A 21,064-nucleotide genomic window follows, 5' to 3' on the forward strand; every position below is an offset into this window, starting at 1 on the left:
GAATACCTTATATGGTACAACACCGAAAAGGTTCACCGGGGTATTGGCAAAAAGGCTCCCCTGCGTTATTATCTGGATAAATTTATCGCTAACCCTGAAAAGTCCAATATGTGCTGGACCCTTACACCATTGTATTTTATTTTGGCAACGAATTATAATTAATGCAAATTATTATTAAAGGGAGTGAAAGGATGATCAGGGAATTCAAGGCATTCATCATGCGGGGCAATGTGGTAGACATGGCAGTCGGTATTATTGTTGGTGCCGCATTCGGAGCGATTGTAACAAGTATGGTAAACGATGTCATTATGCCTCCGATCGGCCTCTTACTTGGAAACATCGATTTTTCTGATCTGATGCTTGTACTAAAGGAAGGGGCTACACCCGGACCGTATGAATCACTGGCGGCAGCCAAGGCTGCTGGAGCAGTGACTTTAAACTACGGAGCCTTTATTAATACGATTATTATCTTTCTCATAATAGCGTTCGTAGTCTTCTTCTTTATTGTTCGCCCTATAGCCAAATTGTCAGCTCGGGAAAAAGCAGCTGAACCAGCCGCTCCTGCAACTAAAGCTTGCCCTTTCTGCTATACCACCATTTCTGTAAATGCAACTCGTTGCCCGAATTGTACATCAGAGCTCAAGTAATAGCACATTAAGTTTTCGTTGGAATGAATAGCCAGTAAAAGCGGAAAGAATTACGGTAGCGATAGCATCTCTTGACAGATGGATGTCGCTGCCGTAATTCTGTTTTTGGCTAATGCGGTTTATTTTGGAGGAGTCTGTCAGGAACACTTCATTCAAAGGCAAGGCGCTGCATTAGTACTATAACCGTTAAAGGTTCATACCAGCCTTGTTTCAAGCTGGTATGAACTAGTCAAATATCACGCTTGAGCTCAATTCAAAGCCATGGTTGAAGGACTGTGTTACCCAACCCTGTCGGGCGGTAACCTTTATTTCGCCGGTTATTATCAAAGGTACGGCATCCTTTTCCTTTAAAGCTACAATTTCGTGTTCGAAAATTGTAGTCTCGCCTTTTGGAGAAAAATACTGATCACGGGCTTCTCTCGGGTGTATCATAGTGTTCCATTGGTTCATTGGGGTAACAATATAATCGGTTTCATCTATCTTTACCTGCCAGTCTAACATTGCCACTTCAGCGGTTAAACGTGCGGGATTGGATATTTTTAAGGTAAATATATAGGTAAATCGAGCTGGATTTTCCAGCCGCTGCATAGGCGCCATAGAAACAAGGTTGACATTATTGAGGGTTTGTTCAATAGCTTTTCTGGCAACTGCAGTAGAATAAATATGAATCGAGCCGAAGATTACAGCGGCAACGGCTATTACTCCTGCGGCTGTAATCAATATTTTTTTTAAGTCCATGCTTTCCCTCTCAAGCCTGGTTGATGTGTGAAATCCCTGTATAAGGCCTTAATACCTCAGGAATATCTATTGTGCCGTCGGAGCACTGGTAGTTTTCTATTACGCTGATCAGCACCCTGGGCAGGGCCAAGCCAGAGCCATTGAGTGTGTGAACATATTCTGGTTTGGCTTCGGGTTCCGGGCGATAGCGTATATTGGCTCTCCTGGCCTGAAAATCTCCGCAGTTGGAACAAGAGCTTACTTCCAGCCATTCATTGCAGCCAGGCGCCCACATTTCAATATCGTAGGTACGGGTTGAAGCAAAGCTGATGTCAGCGGTGCACAATTCTTTTATGCGATAGGGTATTTCGAGCCTTGCACAAATCTCTTCCGCATTACTTGCCATTTTTTCCAGTTCTTCATTTGAGTTTCCGGGAACAGCAAATTTGTACATCTCGACCTTTTCAAACTGATGACCGCGTTTAATGCCACGGACATCTTTTCCGGCGCTCATTTTTTCCCGGCGAAAACAGGGGGTATGAGCTACATAGTATAGCGGCAGTACTTCGGGTGAGAGGATTTCATCCCGGTGAAGATTTGTCAGGGCTACCTCGGCAGTTGGGATAAACCAGAAATCTTCTTCGATATCACGGTAGAGGTTATCGGCGAACTTGGGAAGATTGGAAGAACCTATCAGGGCTTCCTGGCGCACCATAACTGGCAGATAAGTTTCTTTGTAGCCATGTTCTCGAATGTGCATATCCAGCATAAAATCAATCAGCGCCCGTTGCAAAGTGGCTCCCATGCCTTTAAGAACGTAAAAACGGGAACCAGAAATTCGCGTCCCGGCTTCAAAGTCTATCATGCCCAATCTTTCGCCGATATCCCAGTGCGGCAATGGAGTAAAATCGAACTGGCGAGGAGTTCCTACTGTTTTTGCAACTATGTTGTCATCTTCGCTTTTTCCGATAGGAACGGTGGGCTGCGGGATGTTCGGTACCCTTAAGAGGCGGTCATTAAGACTGAATTCAATTTCCCGTATTGTATCTTCGAGGTTTTTAATTTGGTCGCGAATCAGGCGGCCTTTTTCCCTGGCAGCTTCTCCGTTTGCTTTGGAGGATGCCTTGCGTTCCCGTCTGAGCTCTTCCAGTCTTGCCAGATTGCTTCTCCTCCGTTCGTCAAGTTCAAGTATTTCGTCGATGGGGGCTGAGTCATTACGAGCGGCAATTGCATTGCGTACCACATCCGGATTTTCGCGAATAAATTTTAAATCAAGCATGTGCTACTCCAATTCAGGATATTCGCCTACCAGCAAAGAAGCTTCAGTGACTCTCTTTTTTAATTCAGACTCGGCGAGTGCTTCAGCAGCAACAACGGAAACCATGTCGATAATTTCCGGGATGGGCGGTTTCCCCAATGCGGATGCGACGCGTGTCCCCAATTTTCCAAGAACCGTATGAGAACCTTCGTAATCTGGTTTCTTCTCAACTAAAACCTGGCATGTATCGTACTCTTTGGCTGCTGAGTTATAGTAATCCAGGGAATAAAGGGTTTTTTCTTCCCTGTTCTTTTGTGGAACGCCATCGATTTCATCCAGAACCAGGTTTATTGCTCCATCAACAATTTCATTGTATACAAGGTCAAGAAAGCCCTCTCCTCCGCTACACTGGGCGTAACGTTCAAAATCAAGCAGGAAGAAGGTTAACATTTCCATGTGTACTTTATAGTCTTGCTCGGGGGTTATACCATCTTCCATTAATATCTCATACATATCCGAAAGGAGTGTGCCAGTTGTGGATAAAGACCATGCAGCTATAGTGCTGGCCAAGTCTTCGATGACGGCATTTTTACCCTGCGCGTTTTTAATATTAGCCATTCTATGGATTAACCTCTCTCTTTAAGTTGTGGAAACAGTATAACATCTCTGATAGAACCCTGATTAGTGATAAGCATTACCAATCGATCAATACCCAATCCCAATCCGCCGGTAGGAGGCATGCCATAAGAAAGAGCTTTCAGGAAGTCATAGTCAATTTTTTCAGCAGATTTCTCATCTTCGCCATGGCATTCTTCCATTTGCTGGATAAAGCGTCGTTCCTGTTCCAGTGGATCATTGAGTTCTGAGAACGCGTTGGCAATTTCCATGCATCCAGTAAATGCTTCAAACCGCTCTACTATGGATTCATCGTTGGTTTTTGATTTAGCCAGCGGGGACATTTCGATTGGGTAATCAACCAGGAAGGTTGGCTGGGTCATATGTGGCTCAACATATAAGCCCAACAGATTGTCTAACATCTTTGCCCAGTTACTCATTGGATCAAATGGGATATCTCTTTCCTTGAGAATTTTCTGGAGCTTTTCTTTACTGCGGTATTCGGTGAAATCAATGCCGCTTTTTTCTATTAGTGCTTGTCTTAAATCCCAGCGACGCCAAGGGGGAGTGAAATCAATCTCGGTATCCGCATAAGGTACTTTATAGCTACCTGTAACGCTTTTTACTACCGAAGAAACCAATTCCTCTACCATGCACATAACGACCTGATAATCAGCATAGGCTTCGTAGCTTTCCATCATGGTAAACTCAGGATTGTGTCTGGTCGAAATGCCTTCGTTTCTGAATATTCTGCCCAGTTCATAAACCCGATCGAAGCCGCCTACAATCAGTCTTTTCAGCGGTAGCTCCAGTGCAATACGCAAGTAAAGTTCCCTGTCCAGGCTGTTGTGGTAGGTGATAAACGGCCTGGCTACTGCTCCACCGGCGCTGCTGTGAAGTACAGGAGTCTCTACTTCTAAAAACCCCCGGGAATCCATGAATCTTCTTATTGATGTGATAATCTTCGAGCGGGTGACGAAAACATCCTTGACTCCCGGATTGGAAATAAGGTCAAGGTAGCGTTGGCGGTATCTGGTTTCAACGTCAGTAAGACCGTGCCATTTTTCGGGCAGTGGTTCCATTGATTTGCTCAGCAGTTCCAGGCGGCTCACTTCGAGTGTTGGCTCTCCGGTTCTGGTTCTGAACATTTTACCGCCGACTCCAATAAAGTCACCGATATCAAGCTCTGTAAATATATTGGCTGATTCTTCATCCAGATAACCCGACTTAAAGAGAAGCTGGATTTTTCCAACGCCGTCCAGCAGATTTGCAAAGCTGATTTTACCCATTTTCCTTAAAGCGATAATCCGTCCGGATAGTGATATTTGGCTTGGTTCTGTGTTATCAGCCTCTTGTGCTGAAAGCAGACCAACAGCCTGGGTTGAGGTATGCGTGCGGTTGAAACATGAAGGATATGGGTTTATTCTTTTAGAGCGGAGGCGCTCAATTTTTTCCTGTCTTTGGGCAGTGATATGCTCGAGTCGTGAAGTCATGTGTCTCCTAATAAGTAAATAATTGGTGTCCAATAGCTTTGAGGCTATTATATTTGATAACCCGTCCCAGAGTAAAGCATAGGCAGTTATCTTGGACGTTGACAGCTTTTTTTCTGTCTATGCTGGTGGCAAGTAATGTGCCATAGCAGTCTACTATTCTACAATGCAGAGTTCTGTCAATTTTTTAACAATTTCAACCATCGCACGTGTTTCCTGATTACACCGGGTAAGTAAGTTATTCCGAATGGAAGCTACCTCATCGACAGGAATGTTTTCCTTGGATAAATCCATAAAATTAGTACCCGTCAGACTCTCACTAGCTATGGAATTAGTCTCATAATCCAAGCTGGTAATGGCTGGCAGTACTTTTTCGAATGACACCACATCTTTCTGGGATGGATGATAATAATGAAAATCGTCAAAAGGTGAGAGCAGGTCTATTAGTCTGGCAATTATACCCTCAGACCATTTTTGGTACCGGGGGAAAGCTAGCGACAAGTCCTGTAAGACTCTTGCCTTAAACTGATAGTCACACACTATTACGCTGCCATGCGGCTCAAGTAACTGGCTTAGCTTTTCAGCAAACTGGAGACGGGGATCGCTGGTGCTATTCGCAAGAAAGGAATGGTGAACTGGCAGTGCGTTTGGTTGCTCCGCAATTTGGAGAGAAAATTGAAACGGTACGTGTTGATATGGGCGGGTGCCATCGTAGATCGGGATAGCTGGATTTATGGTTTTAATCTCTAGATAATATCTGGGGTACTCAAGCTTTTCCAGAAAGCTGCATATTTCGCCCTTGTCTATATGGAATTTTCCTGTTGTAATACATTCCTTTTGGATTGCTTGCGTGCGGGTAAGGCTGATTTTGCTCGGTATATCATTGATAGTGCGTATTCCCTGTTCATATAGTAAAAAATTCTTTGCTTGATTCCCATTCAATTCAAAAATAGGATTTTCCGGTAAGGATTCCCAGCAAACTGGTTTGAGATCACATGTATATGGCGAAAGGCAGTAATCGCCGATGATACCGTCAGGGCTATTTTGGCTATCCATAATAGAAAGCATGTTTCTAATGCGGTCTTCCATTCCGATGCTCGCATCTTCGACCGCGCTTGAGATGTCCTCTATGGCAAAAAGGTCCATCGGGTCGACCTCGCCATATTTTACATAATTCGTATCAATATAGATAAGGAAACAGCGGCCGATGTTGATTCCTGATTGCTGATATACGCGCTTTTGAAATGCGACATCATGAAAGTGTGTCTCCTTTGTGCCTGTTGAACTTTTTACTTCGTAAATATCCCAGGTATTGTTTTCTGCTGGATTGAGGATATCTGCCCTGGAATATAAGCGTCCACAAAGTATTCCTGCTTCAAAAAGAGGCTTGCGTATGTTAAGCAATTTCTCTGTCTGCCGAATATTACCCATAAAGTTATCTACCGGGATATCGATTCCTCTGGGGAAAAGGCGTTTGGCAAAGCGCCCAACCAGATTGCCTTCATCAAATCGATGCTGGGTGGTTTGGCTAACCTCTGGAAAACTGGATGGTTTATGAATGTAGGCCCAGAGCAGCAACGGACAACGAAGCCCGGCAAGGTATTTTGATTTGGAAAGCAACTTAGATGCCAATGTTTTTTCCTCCCGTAATCTGGTGAACGAACACTGTTTGAGTATAGCATACCACAGCCCCTGGGCAGGTTAGCACAAGGAAGGAGCTGTAGTATGAATACTTAACTAATGGTTACAGATTCACCAAGGGATTCGCCGCGAATATCAGGTTTGTAATATGAATATGCTGTCGAAACAACCCCCATGGCCTTCACCGGGTATAGCGCTTTTACCTGGAAGTTGAAGTCTATTATTTCTCCTGGTTTCATATTTTCTATATAAAATATGACCTTACGACCGGCAATTTCATATCGCTTGATGTTGTCCATGTTACTTACAATTGTTTGGAGGGAATCAGTTATGGCTTCAAAGCCTGTCGGGATCGAGATATCAGCGATAATCATCCCAGCCTCCGATACTTCAAGGCTGGGTAAGGGATTAAAGGCCAGTGTTACAGAAATATTGATGGTATCGTTTACTTCAACTGTAGTGGCGTCGTAATCGATATCAATCGCTAACATTTGGGCTGCTGGTTCGTGGCTTGCCTCTGGTTCGTTGAAGCGTTTAACTAACTGCCCAATAGCATCGCCGCTGCCTGTTACATTAATTTCAACAAGCTGATTGATGGGGAGTTCAATAATCTGTAAAACATCGTAATTGGATTGATTGATATTTATTTGTCGATTGACATCAATCCCAATCAGAGTGATGGCCAGGTCTGCATCGGACCGAATGCCAGAAGAATATTTGGTAAGTGCCTGGAGGGTAATTACAGTATCCTGAGTGGAACCATAACCACCGTAAGCATTACGTTTCGAAGTCAGCCATTTTGCCGCGCGAGAAGCATTGAAGTCATCGCCGTGTTGGATAAGCGCAAGAGTTGCGTAAGCTGTGTTCTCAATAGAAGCGCTACGATTTACATCGGGTTGAAATGCGGGCATGACGGGATCATTGCTAGTTATTGGTTCAGGTTCGATGGTTTCAGCTCCCCAATATAAACCATTTTCATCTTCCTGGGCAAAACTCATTAATGCATCATAAGCATCGCTTGCTTTGGCTGATCCGGCTAACTCTATTGCATAGGCGGTGATAGCTGCCGTATATGGGTCGGTAATTTTATTTACCTGGTTCTCCAGGTAAGCGGTTGCCTTCTGGGCAGCGGTATTTTCTCCAGCTTCAAGCAGTGCAATGCTGATAAAAGCGGTAAGGGCATTTTTACCTTTCAATCCGCCGAGCATATCCTGATGGTGTATAAAGCCAGCCTGATCAAAAGATCCATCCGAATTTTGATGGGATATTACCCATTGCGCAGCTTCGTTCAATACAGTTTCATCTATATATATCAGGCCTTTAGCCTGAGAAAAACATTTGAGTACGAAAGCAGTTAGCCACAGGCTGCCTTCCTGGTCCTGCATTCCAAAAGCTGAAAAAGAACCATCGGTGCGGCGGTAAGTGAGTTGACGCTGATAACCGGTAATCATGAGTTTTTCGGCCTTTGCCATAATCTCCGGTTTAATTTGGCCGCTGTCAATCAGGTAACGGGTAATATAGACGTCCGGGGCAAAAACAATCATGTTCTGTTCACCGCACCCGAACGGTATTTGCAGCAATTCCTCAAGACCGTCGATTGTCTGGGTTAGTACACTGGTAGTCAATGCAATATAAGATCTTCCGGAATCATCGATAATAAGCTCGGGTACAGAAGTGTCTATTATGCCGTGGAAACCAGCTGAAAGCATTAGATTCTCTACAATTTCCCGCGCAACTCCTTCAGGCTGTATGATAATTGTTTTGATAAGTGCATCAGCTGCCTGAGTTGATCGGGCAGAGATTTCAATGGGCTGAGTGCCTGTTTCGATTGGCTTGATCATGAAACTGGCGCCGGCTATATCATTGGCGGCAATATCTAAAGTCTTTATGCTTTCATCCTGCAGTTCAAACCATTCCTCTTCTGCAAGGCTTATCTGTACTTGTTGGGGGGTATCCAGATAGTTATAAACCGAGACTCTTATTGGAAACTCTTCTCCTCTGATAGCTGCATATGGCAGGTCGGCGGTTAAGAAGAAGGGTTGAAAAGTTACCAGGCTAGCTTCAGCTACACCTAGTCCGTTTGTCTTAGAAACGGCAACAGCTCTCAACATCCAGGTTGTAATCGAGTCGGGTACAGTTGCTGTATGTGCAGCAATACCATCTTTGGTGGTAATAGTATCAAACCACAGCCAGGTTTCGGGGAAGAATTGGCGCACTCGTTCTATTTCTGCCAGGGCAAGTTCACCAGTTGGCATTTGCGGAGCGGCAGTCGGAGGTATGGCACCAGCATTTTCAAGGCCAAATTCACCTTTTCCAAATAACCACCAACCGATTTTATCCAAAAAAGAACCGCTTTTAGCTTCATATGAACGACTTTCTGGGATTTTGTTATTGGTCATCACAACTACCCCGGCGCTTTTAAATACATCAGCTACGCCAACCGTAGTAGCATTTGGGTAGAAAGATAATTCGTGAATTTCTGCCTGTGGCTTCATATACAGTTTTTCCAGCTCGTTAAAAACCTGTTCCAGGTTCATGCGATTTTCAGCTAAGATAAAAACCGAACGGTCAACCGCTGCTACTGCGACTTTTGCCTCTCCTTCCGTATTAATCACGATCTCTACTTCATCACCTGGTTGTGTTTTGCTGCTGCTTAAAGAAATTTCTATATTGTTGGGGTAGCTGGCTTCGACATTAAACGGCAGGTAATCAGCAGCTACTTCGCTATTTGGTAATATCTGGTATACCAGCAATTTGGCCGAGGGTGCCATGAGAGGTGTGGCGGTGAACGAAATGTGGGGAGAGGTTGTAAAATCAGAAAAAAGAACTTTCCCTCTGGCTATTACTTCGTAATAAAAACTTCTGGCTTCGGAAGTTGAGTAGATATCAAATATGATTGTCTCCCCGGTTGAGGGAGTATCCTCGTTTGATTGAACGAGGTGAATGAAATTACCTGAGGGAGAGTAAGATGCCTGTAGTACAAGGTTGGTTCTAGCTGGCATACTTGTAGAATCGAAGGATATTTCACTGGCGTCCAAGGAAAGAGCAATGGCATTTTTAGGAGGGGTGATGGTAATAAAAGCCAGTCCATTTATGGTGTCTATTTCCTGGCGCTCCGATTTAAAGCTTTCGAATTCACTGTTTGAATAGTTAACAATTACTTCAATTTTAGAATCAACCGGGAGGCTATCCGGTGTTTGGCTGGCAAGCAGAAGCTTAAAAGGAAGACCCGGCTTGAACACCTGGCTTTCCGGAATAACCTTTAAAACCATTGGTGTTTGGGTTACTGTAAGAATCCGGCTGGTTTCTTCACGGTAACCGGTAGATTTTTCCTCGACACGTATATTGAGCTGGATATTACCCTGCCCTGAAGAAGCTGGAGTTCCAGCTACATAACCAACCGCTGGTAATTCGAAATCGACCTCTCCTTCAATACTACTGTTAACGGTGGCATATACTTCCCATTCTCCAACGTATCTTAGAGCTTCGATGGTCACTTCTCCCGTGACTGGTTTACCAAAGCTGTATTCAGCGGAGATCTTCCCGGTAATTGGTTCGCTGGCGAGTACCCATTCTTTTGGAACTTCAACCTTGATTTCATACTTGGGTAGCGTATATTCTGCAACTTGTACATCCAGAGTATTACTGGTTTTTGCCCCAGTCACCTTTATTTTCCAGGCTCCAAGGTTAGGTTCATCAGAGAGTGGAAGTTCGGCTTCAGCCATTCCCCATTCATCTGTGGTAACAGTGTTTTTAAATAGCTTGATACCTTTTGCATCTAACACCTCGATAGTTACCTCTTCGCTTGCTGGTAACAGTTCGCTATCCAGGGTTAGCACACGCATCAGGATGGTTTGATTAGGTTTATAAATCGGTTTATCAGTTTCAACGAGTATCAGATTACTACGGATAACAGTGATTGCAGCTTTGTCATTAAAACCGGTGCCCTTTACTTGAATTTCGTAATTGCCCTCAGGGGTGTCCCCGGGGATATCCAACAAAACATTGCCGTTTCCGCTTATTATTTGCGAACGGGAAACAATCTTTTTTCCATCTTTCAGAAGGTTTACTTCAACATCATCTGTTACCGGGGTATCTTTCGAGAGGAGGGACAATGAAAGGGCTTCGGTGCGCCCTGCATGCAATACTTCTGGCACAATTGCCATGTAGCTATCTGCTGCAGCCACCGGTTGACTATGGCATGAGGGCAACGCAGCTGTAATGATGATAGTTGCCAGTACCAGAGCAATTATTTTATAAATCTTTGTTTTCATAACATAGCCTCTTCTCCCTCAGGGCTGCTGCCTGCGTAGTATGGTATGCATTTATAACGTTAGCTAAAGTAAAAAGTTGTTGAAGCAGGGCACATATTTTCTTACAACGAGAAAGTTTACAGGGGGTTAGAGACCGAGCCAACTCACTACTTGTTTATAAAGAGAGGTGGAGAATTCTACTATACTGTCTTTATAGGTTGCTAGAGGTTCTGTTCCAAAAAATGCAAAGCCGATTGCAATAACCAGCATCAGGAAAAAAGTCGGGACGAGTTTAGGGCGGCGCCAGCTGTTTTCAGAGAGAACTCGGGCTAGATATACAAATATTACCAGTTCGACTATCAGTATAAAAACATAAGCGGAGTAATCTGCAGGAACACTTAACAGGAATATCTGAACACCCGCCCAGATAATCAATCCGGCCAGCGTCATTACAGCCAGGTTTAGCACCAATTTATAGAGTACACCTACTAGTCTGAAACGCGTGGTAAGCCGGCGGTGCCACTTATCAACTGCAAATATTGCAGACGCTCCGGTTATGAGTGGTATGGAAAACCCGATGGCGCTGATGTTATATATTACTAGCCCGGCAAGATAGCCAGCCAGGACTGACAACGCTGTTTTTAACCAGGGCATCCAGGCTTTTTCGGTGGAGGTTTGTGTTGATTTACCTTTACTGAAAGGATTTTTAAGCACCGGGCCAAATATTTTTAACGGAAATCCCTGGTTTTTACGAGCCGGCTGTATTTCGATGGTCACTTCCTCCCGGTCTCGGGTATTATTGCCAGTGTTTTCCAGGAGTATTGGGAGCTTGCATCGGGTTTTTATTTCCAGGGAGCTTATCGCAGTAGCTTCCAGGATTATTTCCAGCGGAAGAGGATTGGCGGTGGTTGATTTTACCTCCGATACCTTAAGCCATGGCGCTGGAGAATCATCTGTCCAGAACCGGGTAAAAGCACCTCCAGTATTATCTACTCTTATCCGTGCGGTTTGTTTTTCTCCGGGGGATAAATCTTTAAAGCTGATAAAAAGAGGGTCAATCTTCAGTTTGGGAGCAATATCCGCCGGGCTGTTTTCAAGGTTCTTGAGTATATTATAGGCTTCGTTTGTCCGCTTGAGTTCTTCTTCAGCCTTATGGCGGACTCTTTCAGGCAGATTAACTGTTTTATCGGGGTGAAGAAGTTGGGCTTTATAGATATATTGGGCGTGAATTTCCTCCGCGTTGGCGGTGGTAGGTACTCCAAGGATATGGCAAGCTTCTTCAAAATTCATAGTGCTAACGCTTGGTTATCGATCCTGGAGGAGGTAAAAGTTGGGAAGCGTCCGAGATTGCCTGGGAAAAGACTTCCCGGGTGACTTTACTTCCCAGCTCAGCGCGAGTTGCCAGTATTTTTAAAAAATCCTGCTCAGCATCATCGGTACCGATGGTAATCATATCAATATTGTCCGCCTTAGCCTTCTCGGCTTCCTTGATAGCGTTACGTTTATTATCCGGGCGGCCATCGGTAGCTATTACAATTACTTGAGTTTTGTCTTTTTTATCAAGATGATAATGTGCCATCTTTATAGCTTCGGCCATATTTGTTGAACCGCTGGCTTGCATGCCCTTGATATGCATTGCGAGCACTTTTAAATTATTAGTTGGGGCACATACGTGTTTTGCGCTCGAACTGAAGTTGATTAGCCCAACATGGTAGCCTTTATTAAAGGCATCTTCACTAAAAACCAGAGCTCCATTTTTGGCTTGTTCCAGTTTTGTTCCTGTCATGCTGGCAGAAGTGTCTATTGCCAGGTAAACATAGGCAATATCCCTCTCGAGCCGCATACCGACCGGCATACCTTCATGCTTGAGGGTAGTATTGCCTATGGTAATCGATACTTCAGGAGGCGTGCCGGTATTAACTAGCTCTATTCCCTTCTTCTCAAACATATACTGACAACCACCTTCATCAGAGTTCAAAGTTCAGTATAAAACTAATCTCAGCTTTATATCAAGACGGCTACTGAAGAGTAAGCCGAACGCTAACATAGTTGAGATCGACTTTCCCTGTCTGTTTAATAGTATTATTTATACGCTATGGCCCCGAAACTGTATAATAGAGAAAATATGAATCATTATGTGGGTACAGAGTATTTAATCTACGAAAGTCCAGCCCCGACTGAAGGTTGGGTCAAGGCGATTTTTATCGGGATTATTTCACTTACACTTATCCCAGCTATAATCTTAATTCAGATAGATTTAATTGGCGCGTGGATCATGTTTATAGCAACTGTTTTCGATGCTGCTCTTCTCTATTTTATCTTCCCCCGTAAATACCAAATCTTTACCGATAGAGTAAACATCGTACTTGGCAGGCCATTTAGTTACAGTTTTTCGTTATCTTCTGTACAAGGTTGCAGCCGGATCGACGGCTCTACCCCTTTTGTTTATTGGGGTTTGCGGCTTGCATCTTCCAATAAAGGCGTAATCGAAATAAAACGCCCTCGTGATATGGATGTGGTCATTTCACCCGCGGATCCCGAAACCTTTATAGAGCAGCTTAATCGAACTCTGAGTACCTACACCAAAACCATATAATCAGAATCCGGTTGCATTTGAGTCTTCGTTCGGGTTTAAAAAGTTTTAATGCAGGTCAAACGAGGCATTAATGGGTGGTAGAATAAACAGATAATCAGTGAGTGAGGGCAGCAATCAATGAAAATTACAAAGAATTTGGTAATGCTTTTATTCAAGGCTGCCAGTATGTTGCGGTGGAATGACAAAATGCGCCCGATAGAACTCTGCGAGCTGGATAAGCAAGCCCACAAAATGATTATCGCTTATATGCTTGCCCGGCTGGAGGAAAAGCATACTTCGGTGTCCTGGGTGGGAATCGTTGAGGGTGGCATTTTCGAACTTTTACAGCGAACAGTGCTTACTGACCTCCGTCCGCAAATATTCCATCGCATCAAAGAAAACAGGGAAAAATACCGCAGCCTGAATGAATGGGCATACCAAGAGCTTTCACCTGCCATTGAACCGCTTGGTAGAGATTTTTGCCAACGTTATCAGGAGTATTTTCAAATTAGCGATAATTCAATCAGTAAACGAATAGTCAGTGCTGCCCATTTTTATGCTACCAGATGGGAATTTGCCTTTATCGAGCGCGCCAATCCTAACGGATATGAAATAGATCAAATAAGACGGGATATTTTACGCGATAACCAGAAGTACTATGATCTTGAAGGGATGAAGCTGCTCGCACTCTATCCCAATTATAACGATTTTATCAATCTTTGCGGAGAGTTACGTTTTCAGCAGAGATGGAGCACCACACCGCGATTACCAAAAACGTCGGTATTGGGGCATATGCTGATGGTAGCAATTCTTTCTTATCTGTTTTCACTCCAGCTCGGCGCATGTAGTGCACGTCGGATTAATAACTTCTATACCGGGTTGTTTCATGACCTGCCGGAGGTTCTGACGCGAGATATAATTTCACCGGTTAAAAAATCCACTTCGGGGCTGGCCGATTTAATTAAGCAATACGAAAAAGAAGAAATGGAAAAAGTATATGCTCTTCTTGATCCGGAATGGCATGATGAAATCAGGCTGTTTACCGAAGATGAATTTGCTAATATTGTTCATATCGATGGCAGCATTGTAAAAAAGAGTTCTGAAGAAATAAACCAACATTTTAACCACGACAATTATAAACCAAGAGACGGCAGCCTGGTAAAAGCCGTTGATGAAATTTGCGCTTTCGTGGAAGCCTATACATCAAATGAGAATGGTATATCAGCCCCGGAACTTAGTCAGGCAATGGAGCATATTCGTGGTGCTTACCTTGGTAAAAAAATAGCGGGAATCAGCTTTGATGCGCTTCTAAGCGAGTTTGGTTAAGAGTTATCTTAAAACCGATAGATGTAAACCATAAAATAACTGGTATCCAGTCTTGATGTGAAGTTCGGTGCGTAGGTGATGGTTATATGGGATAAGGTTACATACAGTACAGAGAAGGTGGCAATTGATGCAGTTAAACGCGGTTGTAGCATTAATGCCGAGGAAATTGCCGGGGATATGGTGTAGAGTAAAAACGGGCTGAAGATTCCGCCGGTCGTAAACATAAGAGCGGCGCAAAAACACGTGTCAAACAAAAGTACTATTACATTATCGCAGTATCGGGGAAATCTGATATGAACGAAGGTTTTTATTGATGTATACAGTGATACAACAACAATGATTGACCAGGAGGGGAGATCAGCATACAGAAACGGGTAAGGATTTGATTGGAGATGCGAAATACCTATTGCAAGCGTGAAAATCCTATACATTGGAGGAAGGGTACTAAATAGTGAAAACCGCCTACGCACTACTTGCCAATCCCTCACTCGCGGCCGCAATTGCTCTGCAGAGGTTATCTTTTAAAGTGCAGGCATAACATCCCGCAGTACTATTGATATAGTACTAAGATACTACGCCAATTATATGAAGTCAATAGATTAAATGCCGATGTTGATAATAGTCTATTGTTTTCTTGGCCAATAAACATTTTATTTCATATTTGATTAGAGTAAATGTTTACATAATAAAAAGATCTGCAATAAATATAACTTTTAATCTATTAACGACTGGCTCCAGAAAACTAATCGGAGAAGGCAAAACTTTCGTAGAATTCGTCCACTACATCCATGAGTCTGATATCCAGAAGACGGCGCACTTCAACTGCAATACTTTTTGGTACTTCTCCATAATAAGCTTCGGCAATGCCGCCGGTAATACAAGCCATGGTATCAGCATCTCCACCTAGCGATATTGCCTTTCGTACCGCGTCTTCGTAGTTTTCCGATTCCAGGAAAGCAATAATTGATTGGGGCACCGAACCCTGGCAGGTAACGTCAAAAGAATAATTTGGCCGTATATCATCCAGTTTTTGGGAAAGATTATAACTGAACTTGCTCTGGATAAACTGGCGGATGTCATCTTTACTGCAACCACCTTTAGCCATAAAAACTGCTGCTGCCACTGCTTGGGCGCCCTTGATGCCCTCGGGATGATTATGAGTAACAATTGCGCTGGCTTTTGCGTGTGTCAATACTTCTTCAATTGTATCAAAAGCAAAGCCCGCCGGGCTTACTCGCATGGCAGAACCATTACCAAAACTGTTGTAGGGCTGGTAGCTGTTACTGACGAGCCATTTAGAAAACCTTTCACCATAACCGGCACCGGGAAATTTACGCCCATATTCCTTTAGATAACATTCATACTGGCCATTGTTTAGTATACAATCGGCAATGGCAATCGTAAGAACACTATCATCGGTGAAGGTGGAGTCATCGGTAAACAAGGGAAATTCGGTGGTTTTTACCGGTTTGAATTCACGAGAAGAACCTATTATATCTCCTGCTATAGCACCTAGCATGGTTTGATTATGGCATTGGGTAAAATCTTCGTCAATATCTTTGTTGTGGTTCTGCTCATTAATAGATGTAATGTTTTACGAATAATATTATCGTGTCGCACCTTCCCGGTTTTTACTTATTTCAAGTACTGGGGAGAGTTTTTTTGACAGGATGCGCCCAAAATGAAAGTTATAATCATACCAAGCCCGGGAGGTGGATTATGGAAGTAGAAACCGCGTCCCCCAAAATGAAAACTGGACTAGGCCAGAGGGATTTTTTGTATTTGGCAATTTACCTTATCGTGCTGGTCGTTTTGTCTGTGTGTATTCACGAAGCAGTACACATCATCGTTGCTTTGTTTAAAGGTATTGAATTTTCCCAGCTGGAGATAGGCTTTTGGGGTATTAATCCTTCTGTAACGCTCCCGCAGGGGCTTGATGATAATGTAAAAACCCCGATTTTCTATGCTGGTGGTATCACTGCTGGCATTTTATTACTTTGCTTCTATTTTATTTTCTGGTTCAGGAAATATCGGCGCAATCCTTCACGTTTGAGCTGGGCACTCGCTCTTACCACCATCGTTCTGGCTGCGGAACAGGTTTCAACCGGTTATCTGGAAGGGCACTATCATGCTGCCTATCTATATGGGGCTACTACACTTTTTTCTCCTACACATTTGTTCACAATAGCGTGGATGGTAATCGCAGTACTGCTGCACTTACAGCTATACCCAAGAGAAAGACTCAAAATCGTACTTCATGATTAGTGGAATCACTTCGTGGTTGTGATTAACCGGTTTACGCTTTTTTGTGGTCGTTTACTGGTGAGTTCAATGTCGTCTTGAAGGTTTATCCAGAACTGGGGGGTTGTACCAAGCGCCTCGGAGAAGAACCAGGTTGTCTCTGAAGTAATGCCACGCTTGCCCCGGATTATTTCATTTACCCTTTGCAGTGGCACTTCGATATGATGGGCAAAAGTGACCTGTATTACTCCCAAAGGTTTAAGAAATTCTTCAAATAATATTTTACCAGGGTGGGTTGCTATTCTATTATTTGGTAACATTATAATCTCATCATACCCATCACATGGTTGCCGCGTAAAGGTGTAATTGTGCAGGACAGGATTGAAATCATCGAAGAGTACTGGCTAATGGTGAGAATAAAACCAATTTCACCAATTAAGTGTTTTAGTTGTATAATAAGTAAAGTGAAAATCAACCGCAGTTTGGCCGGCTCTCTTTATATGCACCGCTTCCGCTAAGCGGGCTTTTTTATTGGGCAATCGCCTCGCCTGTATTATATTTGCATAACATCTATTCCTCTTGTATTTACAGTGCCGCTAGTATGCCCAAAACAGAATTTCCATGAAATTTATTAAGGCAGGATCAATTACGTATGCACCAGCGCGAGGATATTAGAAACATCGCAATAATCGCCCATGTAGACCATGGAAAAACATCCCTGGTGGATGTGATGCTCAAACAGAGTAAGCTGTTTAGAGAAAACCAGGCAGTGGGAAACCTGATAATGGACTCCAATGCCCTGGAGAGGGAGAAGGGCATCACCATCATGGCTAAAAACACGGCTATCGAGTATAACGGCGTAAAAATTAACATCATAGATACACCAGGCCACGCTGATTTTAGCGGAGAAGTGGAAAGAGTTATTTCCATGGCAGATGGTTGTTTGCTTTTGGTCGATGCTGTTGAGGGACCGATGCCACAAACCAGGCTGGTGCTACGCCATGCTTTGAGCCGCAAGCTTGCCACTATAGTAGTAATTAACAAGATAGATCGTCCGGAGGCTCGTGTTGCAGAAGTCACACGGATGGTGCAGGACCTTTTTCTTGAGCTGGCAACGGATGCTGACCAGCTTGATTTTCGTATAATTTATACCAGCGCAAAGCAGGGATACGCGGTAACACGCCCGGAGGAACGGCATGGGGATATATTGCCGCTGATGAACCTGATACTCCAAACAGTACCGGGGCCGCGGATCGAAGAAGGTTCCTTCCAGATGCTGGTTTCTAACCTGGATTATGATTCCCACAAAGGGCAGATAGTAATAGGTAGGATTTTCCGGGGCAGCATTGCTCCGCGTGATGATGTAGTGTTGATTGGAGAAAAAGGGCAACAACAGGCATTTACGGTAAATGAAGTATTCACCCATATGGGTCTCAAACGTTTGAAAGTGGATCGAATCGAAGCGGGGGATGTAGTGGCGATAACCGGCATAGATAGCGCCAAGATTGGCGATACACTTGCAAGTCCCGAAGAACCGGCAGCGCTACCTCGCATTGCGATTGGCGAACCCACGGTAGAGATGACTTTTGGCGTTAATACCTCTCCATTTGCTGGGAGGGAGGGACGTTTTTGTACCACGCGCCAATTAAGAGAACGCCTCTATCGTGAACTTGAAACCAATCTTAGTCTGCGTGTGGCGGATACTGATTCACCAGATACTTTTCTGGTGAAGGGAAGAGGGGAGTTGCACCTGGCAGTTGTTATTGAAACTATGAGGCGCGAAGGTTACGAATTCGAGATATCTAAACCAGAGGCTATTACAAAGGTTGTCGATGGCGTGTTGGTAGAACCGATGGAATCGCTTTTTATTACTACCAGGGATGAATATATTGGAGTACTTACCGAAATGCTCTCCTCCCGGCAAGCGCGTATGGTTGATATGGCAAGTGATGGATTGGGAGAGGTTAAACTTGTTTTTGAAATACCTACCAAAGGTTTATTGGGTTTCCGGAGCCCCTTTTTAACCTCCACGCGCGGTGAAAGTATTATGAATACCGTTTTTTTGGGTTACGAACCGTGGAAGGGAGAAATTATTTCCACACGCAACGGAGTACTGGTGGCTTCAGACGCAGGAGTCACTACCCCTTATGGTCTTGCTAATGCACAAGGCCGCGGTCTTACCTTTGTAGATTCCGGAATTCAGGTATATGAAGGTATGATAGTCGGGTTGAACTCTCGTTCTCAGGATATCCCGGTTAATGTGTGTAAAGAGAAGAAAAAGACCAACATACGTTCTTCAACATCAGATATCGCTGTAAAAATTACACCACCAATAAAGATGGATCTGGAGCAGGCTATAGATTTTGTGAACGAAGATGAACTGGTCGAAGTCACACCCAAGAATATACGCCTTCGTAAGAAACTGCTTACTTTTCACGACCGGCAGCGTGCGGCTGCGAACGCAGCAAGAGGCTAAAAATATGACTGCGTTATATTTGGACAAGGCTATTCATTTGCTGTGTCACCCTCACTAGCTGTGTCTTCCCCTGATAGTGTTCGTTTTCACATATGTAGTGTTCCCGTATAGATGTACCTAACTTACATAATAATCACGGTTTTTGCGATTGTTGGACACCCTGTAAATAATTGCCAATATCAAACCAGTAAAGAACCCGCCGATATGCGCCATGTAAGCCACCCCTGTTTCTGTGGCACTGCCCAGTGAACCCACACCATAAAACAGTTGCAGAAATATCCACGCGCCGATGACGATAATAGCAGGTAGGGGAACAAGCAAAAGCCCAAACAGAACCCTTATCCTGGTACCAGGAAACATCACAAGATAGGCACCCAGTACCCCGGCAATAGCTCCTGATGCCCCTAATGATGGAATACCCGAGTTCAGGTTAAACAGCATGTGGGCAAAAGTTGCCGCAAGACCGCAGATAAGATAAAACACAACAAATCTTGCGTGCCCTAGGCGATCTTCAATATTATCACCAAATATCCATAGGTAAAGCATATTTCCCAGTATATGCAACCAGCCGGCATGCATAAACATTGAAGAAAACAGTGTAGGAAATTCCCCAATAGGATTATGAATAAAACGAGCCGGGACGAAAGACCAGTTTACGATGAAAGCTTCTCCATTGGTCAGCTCGAAAAAGAACATCACGAAGTTGGCCAAGATAAACAAATAGGTAAACCAAGGAATTATATGACGCGGGTTATGGTCTCCCAACGGCAACATTTATCCGATAGGCCCCCTGTGAAATGATGATTGATTATAGGGGCTAAAAAGCATCTTTTACAAATGAAGCACCGCCTCCGGGTGTTATTTAGGATAATCTAGAACCCGGGGGGTGCATACCAGCCGGTGCCATCACAATCCGGGCATAGAACGCACTGCTTGCCAAATGGTGTTTTGAGTCTCATTTTACCGGCTCCATCACATTTTAAGTGAGGAACGTAATCTTTGTTAACCAGAATGTTTCCGGCACCTTTGCACACCGGACAGGTGATAATTTCTCCATCAAACCCGTCTTCAGGCACTTTCCCCTCACCGGAGCAGTAATTACAGGTTTTGGTTTCCATGTTTTCAAGCTCCAACTGTAAACCTCCGTTGTTACTATCGAATCTTGGGAATCACTCCGCTTGCTTCCAGCCTGTCTGCCAGTTCTGCCTGTCCCAGGTCCTCCAGTTTACCTCTGGTAAGACATTCCAGCCGGACAAGTTTTTGGGCAAGTTTATCACAGTAATCACAACTTGTGCATTCGTAACTACAGGTACTGGTTTTTTCAAAAAAGCCCGCTTTACCCAGGACCTGATTATCCAAACCGGCACCGTAATCAAGTGCATATTTGCTCAGGTTGGAGCACATGATATCCAGCAGGTCTCCATTCCACTGCTCTTTCATATAAGCTTTTACTGAGCGGAGCACGTGTGCAAGAGGCCGTTCTCTGCCCACAATCTTGAAAAAGCTGGTTACATCTGAGTACTTGCTTAAATCCTCGGGGCGCACCCAGCCGGATTTAAGTATCTGGGAGTGATCTTTTGCGGTAATCTCTGAACAGCCTGCAAAAAAAGCATCGCCTTCCACTTCACCAAGTTCTCTGGACTTATGGGAAATATAGTTAAAGTGGAATTTCCGGTAAGGGCATTTATACAAACATCCTTCGTTTACCATCAGCTTGATTTTTACGCCGGTTTTTAGCTTTATTTCCTTTAAAAGCTCAAGGTTTCGGTTGATGCTTGTATCCGGGGTTATCGTATTAGCGCCGGATTGGGCAAATATGGAAGCC

Annotated in this window: 18 protein-coding genes; 5 read left to right on the forward strand and 13 right to left on the reverse strand. The window is 44.0% G+C overall.

Translation table 11 applies throughout. From position 1 onward, the window contains the following. Positions 1 to 191 precede the first annotated feature (191 nt). Complete coding sequence (mscL, locus tag PHX29_05325) at positions 192 to 647, forward strand: large-conductance mechanosensitive channel protein MscL (protein ID MDD5605311.1); 456 nt, start codon at positions 192 to 194, stop codon at positions 645 to 647. Between the two features lie 225 nt (positions 648 to 872). Here the strand turns inward: mscL and PHX29_05330 are convergent, their stop codons facing one another. From PHX29_05330 to PHX29_05365, 8 genes are all read right to left on the reverse strand, one after another. Then, complete coding sequence (locus PHX29_05330; protein ID MDD5605312.1) at positions 873 to 1,385, reverse strand: hypothetical protein; 513 nt, start codon at positions 1,383 to 1,385, stop codon at positions 873 to 875. A gap of 10 nt (positions 1,386 to 1,395) precedes the next feature. Continuing rightward, a complete protein-coding gene (gene serS, locus PHX29_05335) occupies positions 1,396 to 2,643 on the reverse strand; it encodes a serine--tRNA ligase (GenBank protein MDD5605313.1) in 1,248 nt (415 codons plus the stop codon). A gap of 3 nt (positions 2,644 to 2,646) precedes the next feature. Continuing rightward, positions 2,647 to 3,240, reverse strand: a complete 594-nt coding sequence (locus tag PHX29_05340; protein ID MDD5605314.1) for a hypothetical protein — start codon at positions 3,238 to 3,240, stop codon at positions 2,647 to 2,649. 8 nt (positions 3,241 to 3,248) lie between these two features. After that, positions 3,249 to 4,730, reverse strand: a complete 1,482-nt coding sequence (gene lysS, locus PHX29_05345) for a lysine--tRNA ligase (protein ID MDD5605315.1) — start codon at positions 4,728 to 4,730, stop codon at positions 3,249 to 3,251. Between the two features lie 153 nt (positions 4,731 to 4,883). Beyond that, positions 4,884 to 6,359, reverse strand: coding sequence for a DUF2779 domain-containing protein (locus tag PHX29_05350; protein ID MDD5605316.1), 1,476 nt, complete (start codon positions 6,357 to 6,359; stop codon positions 4,884 to 4,886). A 101-nt stretch (positions 6,360 to 6,460) separates the two neighbouring features. Next, on the reverse strand, positions 6,461 to 10,642 hold the full coding sequence (locus tag PHX29_05355; GenBank protein MDD5605317.1) for an alpha-2-macroglobulin family protein: 4,182 nt from the start codon (positions 10,640 to 10,642) through the stop codon (positions 6,461 to 6,463). Between the two features lie 126 nt (positions 10,643 to 10,768). Then, positions 10,769 to 11,911 (reverse strand): DnaJ domain-containing protein, encoded by a 1,143-nt coding sequence (locus tag PHX29_05360; protein ID MDD5605318.1) that lies wholly within the window; start codon positions 11,909 to 11,911, stop codon positions 10,769 to 10,771. Between the two features lie 4 nt (positions 11,912 to 11,915). Continuing rightward, positions 11,916 to 12,569 carry a VWA domain-containing protein gene (locus PHX29_05365; GenBank protein MDD5605319.1) on the reverse strand — a complete coding sequence of 218 codons (654 nt, stop codon included), beginning with the start codon at positions 12,567 to 12,569 and terminating at the stop codon, positions 11,916 to 11,918. A 177-nt stretch (positions 12,570 to 12,746) separates the two neighbouring features. Between PHX29_05365 and PHX29_05370 the strand changes: the two genes are divergently transcribed. Both PHX29_05370 and PHX29_05375 read left to right on the forward strand, forming a co-directional pair. Continuing rightward, positions 12,747 to 13,217 (forward strand): hypothetical protein, encoded by a 471-nt coding sequence (locus PHX29_05370; protein ID MDD5605320.1) that lies wholly within the window; start codon positions 12,747 to 12,749, stop codon positions 13,215 to 13,217. A 117-nt stretch (positions 13,218 to 13,334) separates the two neighbouring features. Next, complete coding sequence (locus PHX29_05375; GenBank protein MDD5605321.1) at positions 13,335 to 14,522, forward strand: HD domain-containing protein; 1,188 nt, start codon at positions 13,335 to 13,337, stop codon at positions 14,520 to 14,522. Between the two features lie 742 nt (positions 14,523 to 15,264). Here the strand turns inward: PHX29_05375 and PHX29_05380 are convergent. Beyond that, positions 15,265 to 16,041 carry an ADP-ribosylglycohydrolase family protein gene (locus tag PHX29_05380; protein MDD5605322.1) on the reverse strand — a complete coding sequence of 259 codons (777 nt, stop codon included), beginning with the start codon at positions 16,039 to 16,041 and terminating at the stop codon, positions 15,265 to 15,267. 200 nt (positions 16,042 to 16,241) lie between these two features. On the opposite strand from PHX29_05380, the gene PHX29_05385 reads away from it, so the two are divergent. Beyond that, a complete protein-coding gene (locus PHX29_05385) occupies positions 16,242 to 16,787 on the forward strand; it encodes a hypothetical protein (protein MDD5605323.1) in 546 nt (181 codons plus the stop codon). Between the two features lie 5 nt (positions 16,788 to 16,792). On the opposite strand, the gene PHX29_05390 is transcribed toward PHX29_05385, so the two are convergent. After that, complete coding sequence (locus PHX29_05390) at positions 16,793 to 17,083, reverse strand: HigA family addiction module antitoxin (protein MDD5605324.1); 291 nt, start codon at positions 17,081 to 17,083, stop codon at positions 16,793 to 16,795. 332 nt (positions 17,084 to 17,415) lie between these two features. Between PHX29_05390 and typA the strand changes: the two genes are divergently transcribed. Next, a complete protein-coding gene (gene typA / locus PHX29_05395) occupies positions 17,416 to 19,239 on the forward strand; it encodes a translational GTPase TypA (protein MDD5605325.1) in 1,824 nt (607 codons plus the stop codon). 117 nt (positions 19,240 to 19,356) lie between these two features. On the opposite strand, the gene PHX29_05400 is transcribed toward typA, so the two are convergent. The 3 genes from PHX29_05400 to PHX29_05410 form a co-directional block, all read right to left on the reverse strand. After that, positions 19,357 to 20,013 carry a rhomboid family intramembrane serine protease gene (locus PHX29_05400; GenBank protein MDD5605326.1) on the reverse strand — a complete coding sequence of 219 codons (657 nt, stop codon included), beginning with the start codon at positions 20,011 to 20,013 and terminating at the stop codon, positions 19,357 to 19,359. A 98-nt stretch (positions 20,014 to 20,111) separates the two neighbouring features. After that, positions 20,112 to 20,372: a hypothetical protein gene (locus tag PHX29_05405; GenBank protein MDD5605327.1), complete on the reverse strand. Its 261-nt coding sequence runs from the start codon at positions 20,370 to 20,372 to the stop codon at positions 20,112 to 20,114. Positions 20,373 to 20,391: 19 nt separating this feature from the next. Next, positions 20,392 to 21,064 (reverse strand): hypothetical protein (locus tag PHX29_05410; GenBank protein ID MDD5605328.1); only part of this gene is annotated, 673 nt, incomplete at its 5' end.

It is taken from the genome of Dehalococcoidales bacterium, assembly GCA_028717385.1.
GTDB lineage: Bacteria > Chloroflexota > Dehalococcoidia > Dehalococcoidales > CSSed11-197 > CSSed11-197.

Bases quoted from the DNA above. Each gene is read 5' to 3' on its own strand.
- mscL (MDD5605311.1), top strand. From the start codon at position 192: ATGATCAGGGAATTCAAGGCATTCATCATGCGGGGCAATGTGGTAGAC.
- PHX29_05330 (MDD5605312.1), bottom strand. From the start codon at position 1,385: ATGGACTTAAAAAAAATATTGATTACAGCCGCAGGAGTAATAGCCGTT.
- serS (MDD5605313.1), bottom strand. From the start codon at position 2,643: ATGCTTGATTTAAAATTTATTCGCGAAAATCCGGATGTGGTACGCAAT.
- PHX29_05340 (MDD5605314.1), bottom strand. From the start codon at position 3,240: ATGGCTAATATTAAAAACGCGCAGGGTAAAAATGCCGTCATCGAAGAC.
- lysS (MDD5605315.1), bottom strand. From the start codon at position 4,730: ATGACTTCACGACTCGAGCATATCACTGCCCAAAGACAGGAAAAAATT.
- PHX29_05355 (MDD5605317.1), bottom strand. From the start codon at position 10,642: ATGAAAACAAAGATTTATAAAATAATTGCTCTGGTACTGGCAACTATC.
- PHX29_05360 (MDD5605318.1), bottom strand. From the start codon at position 11,911: ATGAATTTTGAAGAAGCTTGCCATATCCTTGGAGTACCTACCACCGCC.
- PHX29_05365 (MDD5605319.1), bottom strand. From the start codon at position 12,569: ATGTTTGAGAAGAAGGGAATAGAGCTAGTTAATACCGGCACGCCTCCT.
- PHX29_05370 (MDD5605320.1), top strand. From the start codon at position 12,747: ATGAATCATTATGTGGGTACAGAGTATTTAATCTACGAAAGTCCAGCC.
- PHX29_05375 (MDD5605321.1), top strand. From the start codon at position 13,335: ATGAAAATTACAAAGAATTTGGTAATGCTTTTATTCAAGGCTGCCAGT.
- PHX29_05380 (MDD5605322.1), bottom strand. From the start codon at position 16,041: ATGCTAGGTGCTATAGCAGGAGATATAATAGGTTCTTCTCGTGAATTC.
- PHX29_05385 (MDD5605323.1), top strand. From the start codon at position 16,242: ATGGAAGTAGAAACCGCGTCCCCCAAAATGAAAACTGGACTAGGCCAG.
- PHX29_05390 (MDD5605324.1), bottom strand. From the start codon at position 17,083: ATGTTACCAAATAATAGAATAGCAACCCACCCTGGTAAAATATTATTT.
- typA (MDD5605325.1), top strand. From the start codon at position 17,416: ATGCACCAGCGCGAGGATATTAGAAACATCGCAATAATCGCCCATGTA.
- PHX29_05400 (MDD5605326.1), bottom strand. From the start codon at position 20,013: ATGTTGCCGTTGGGAGACCATAACCCGCGTCATATAATTCCTTGGTTT.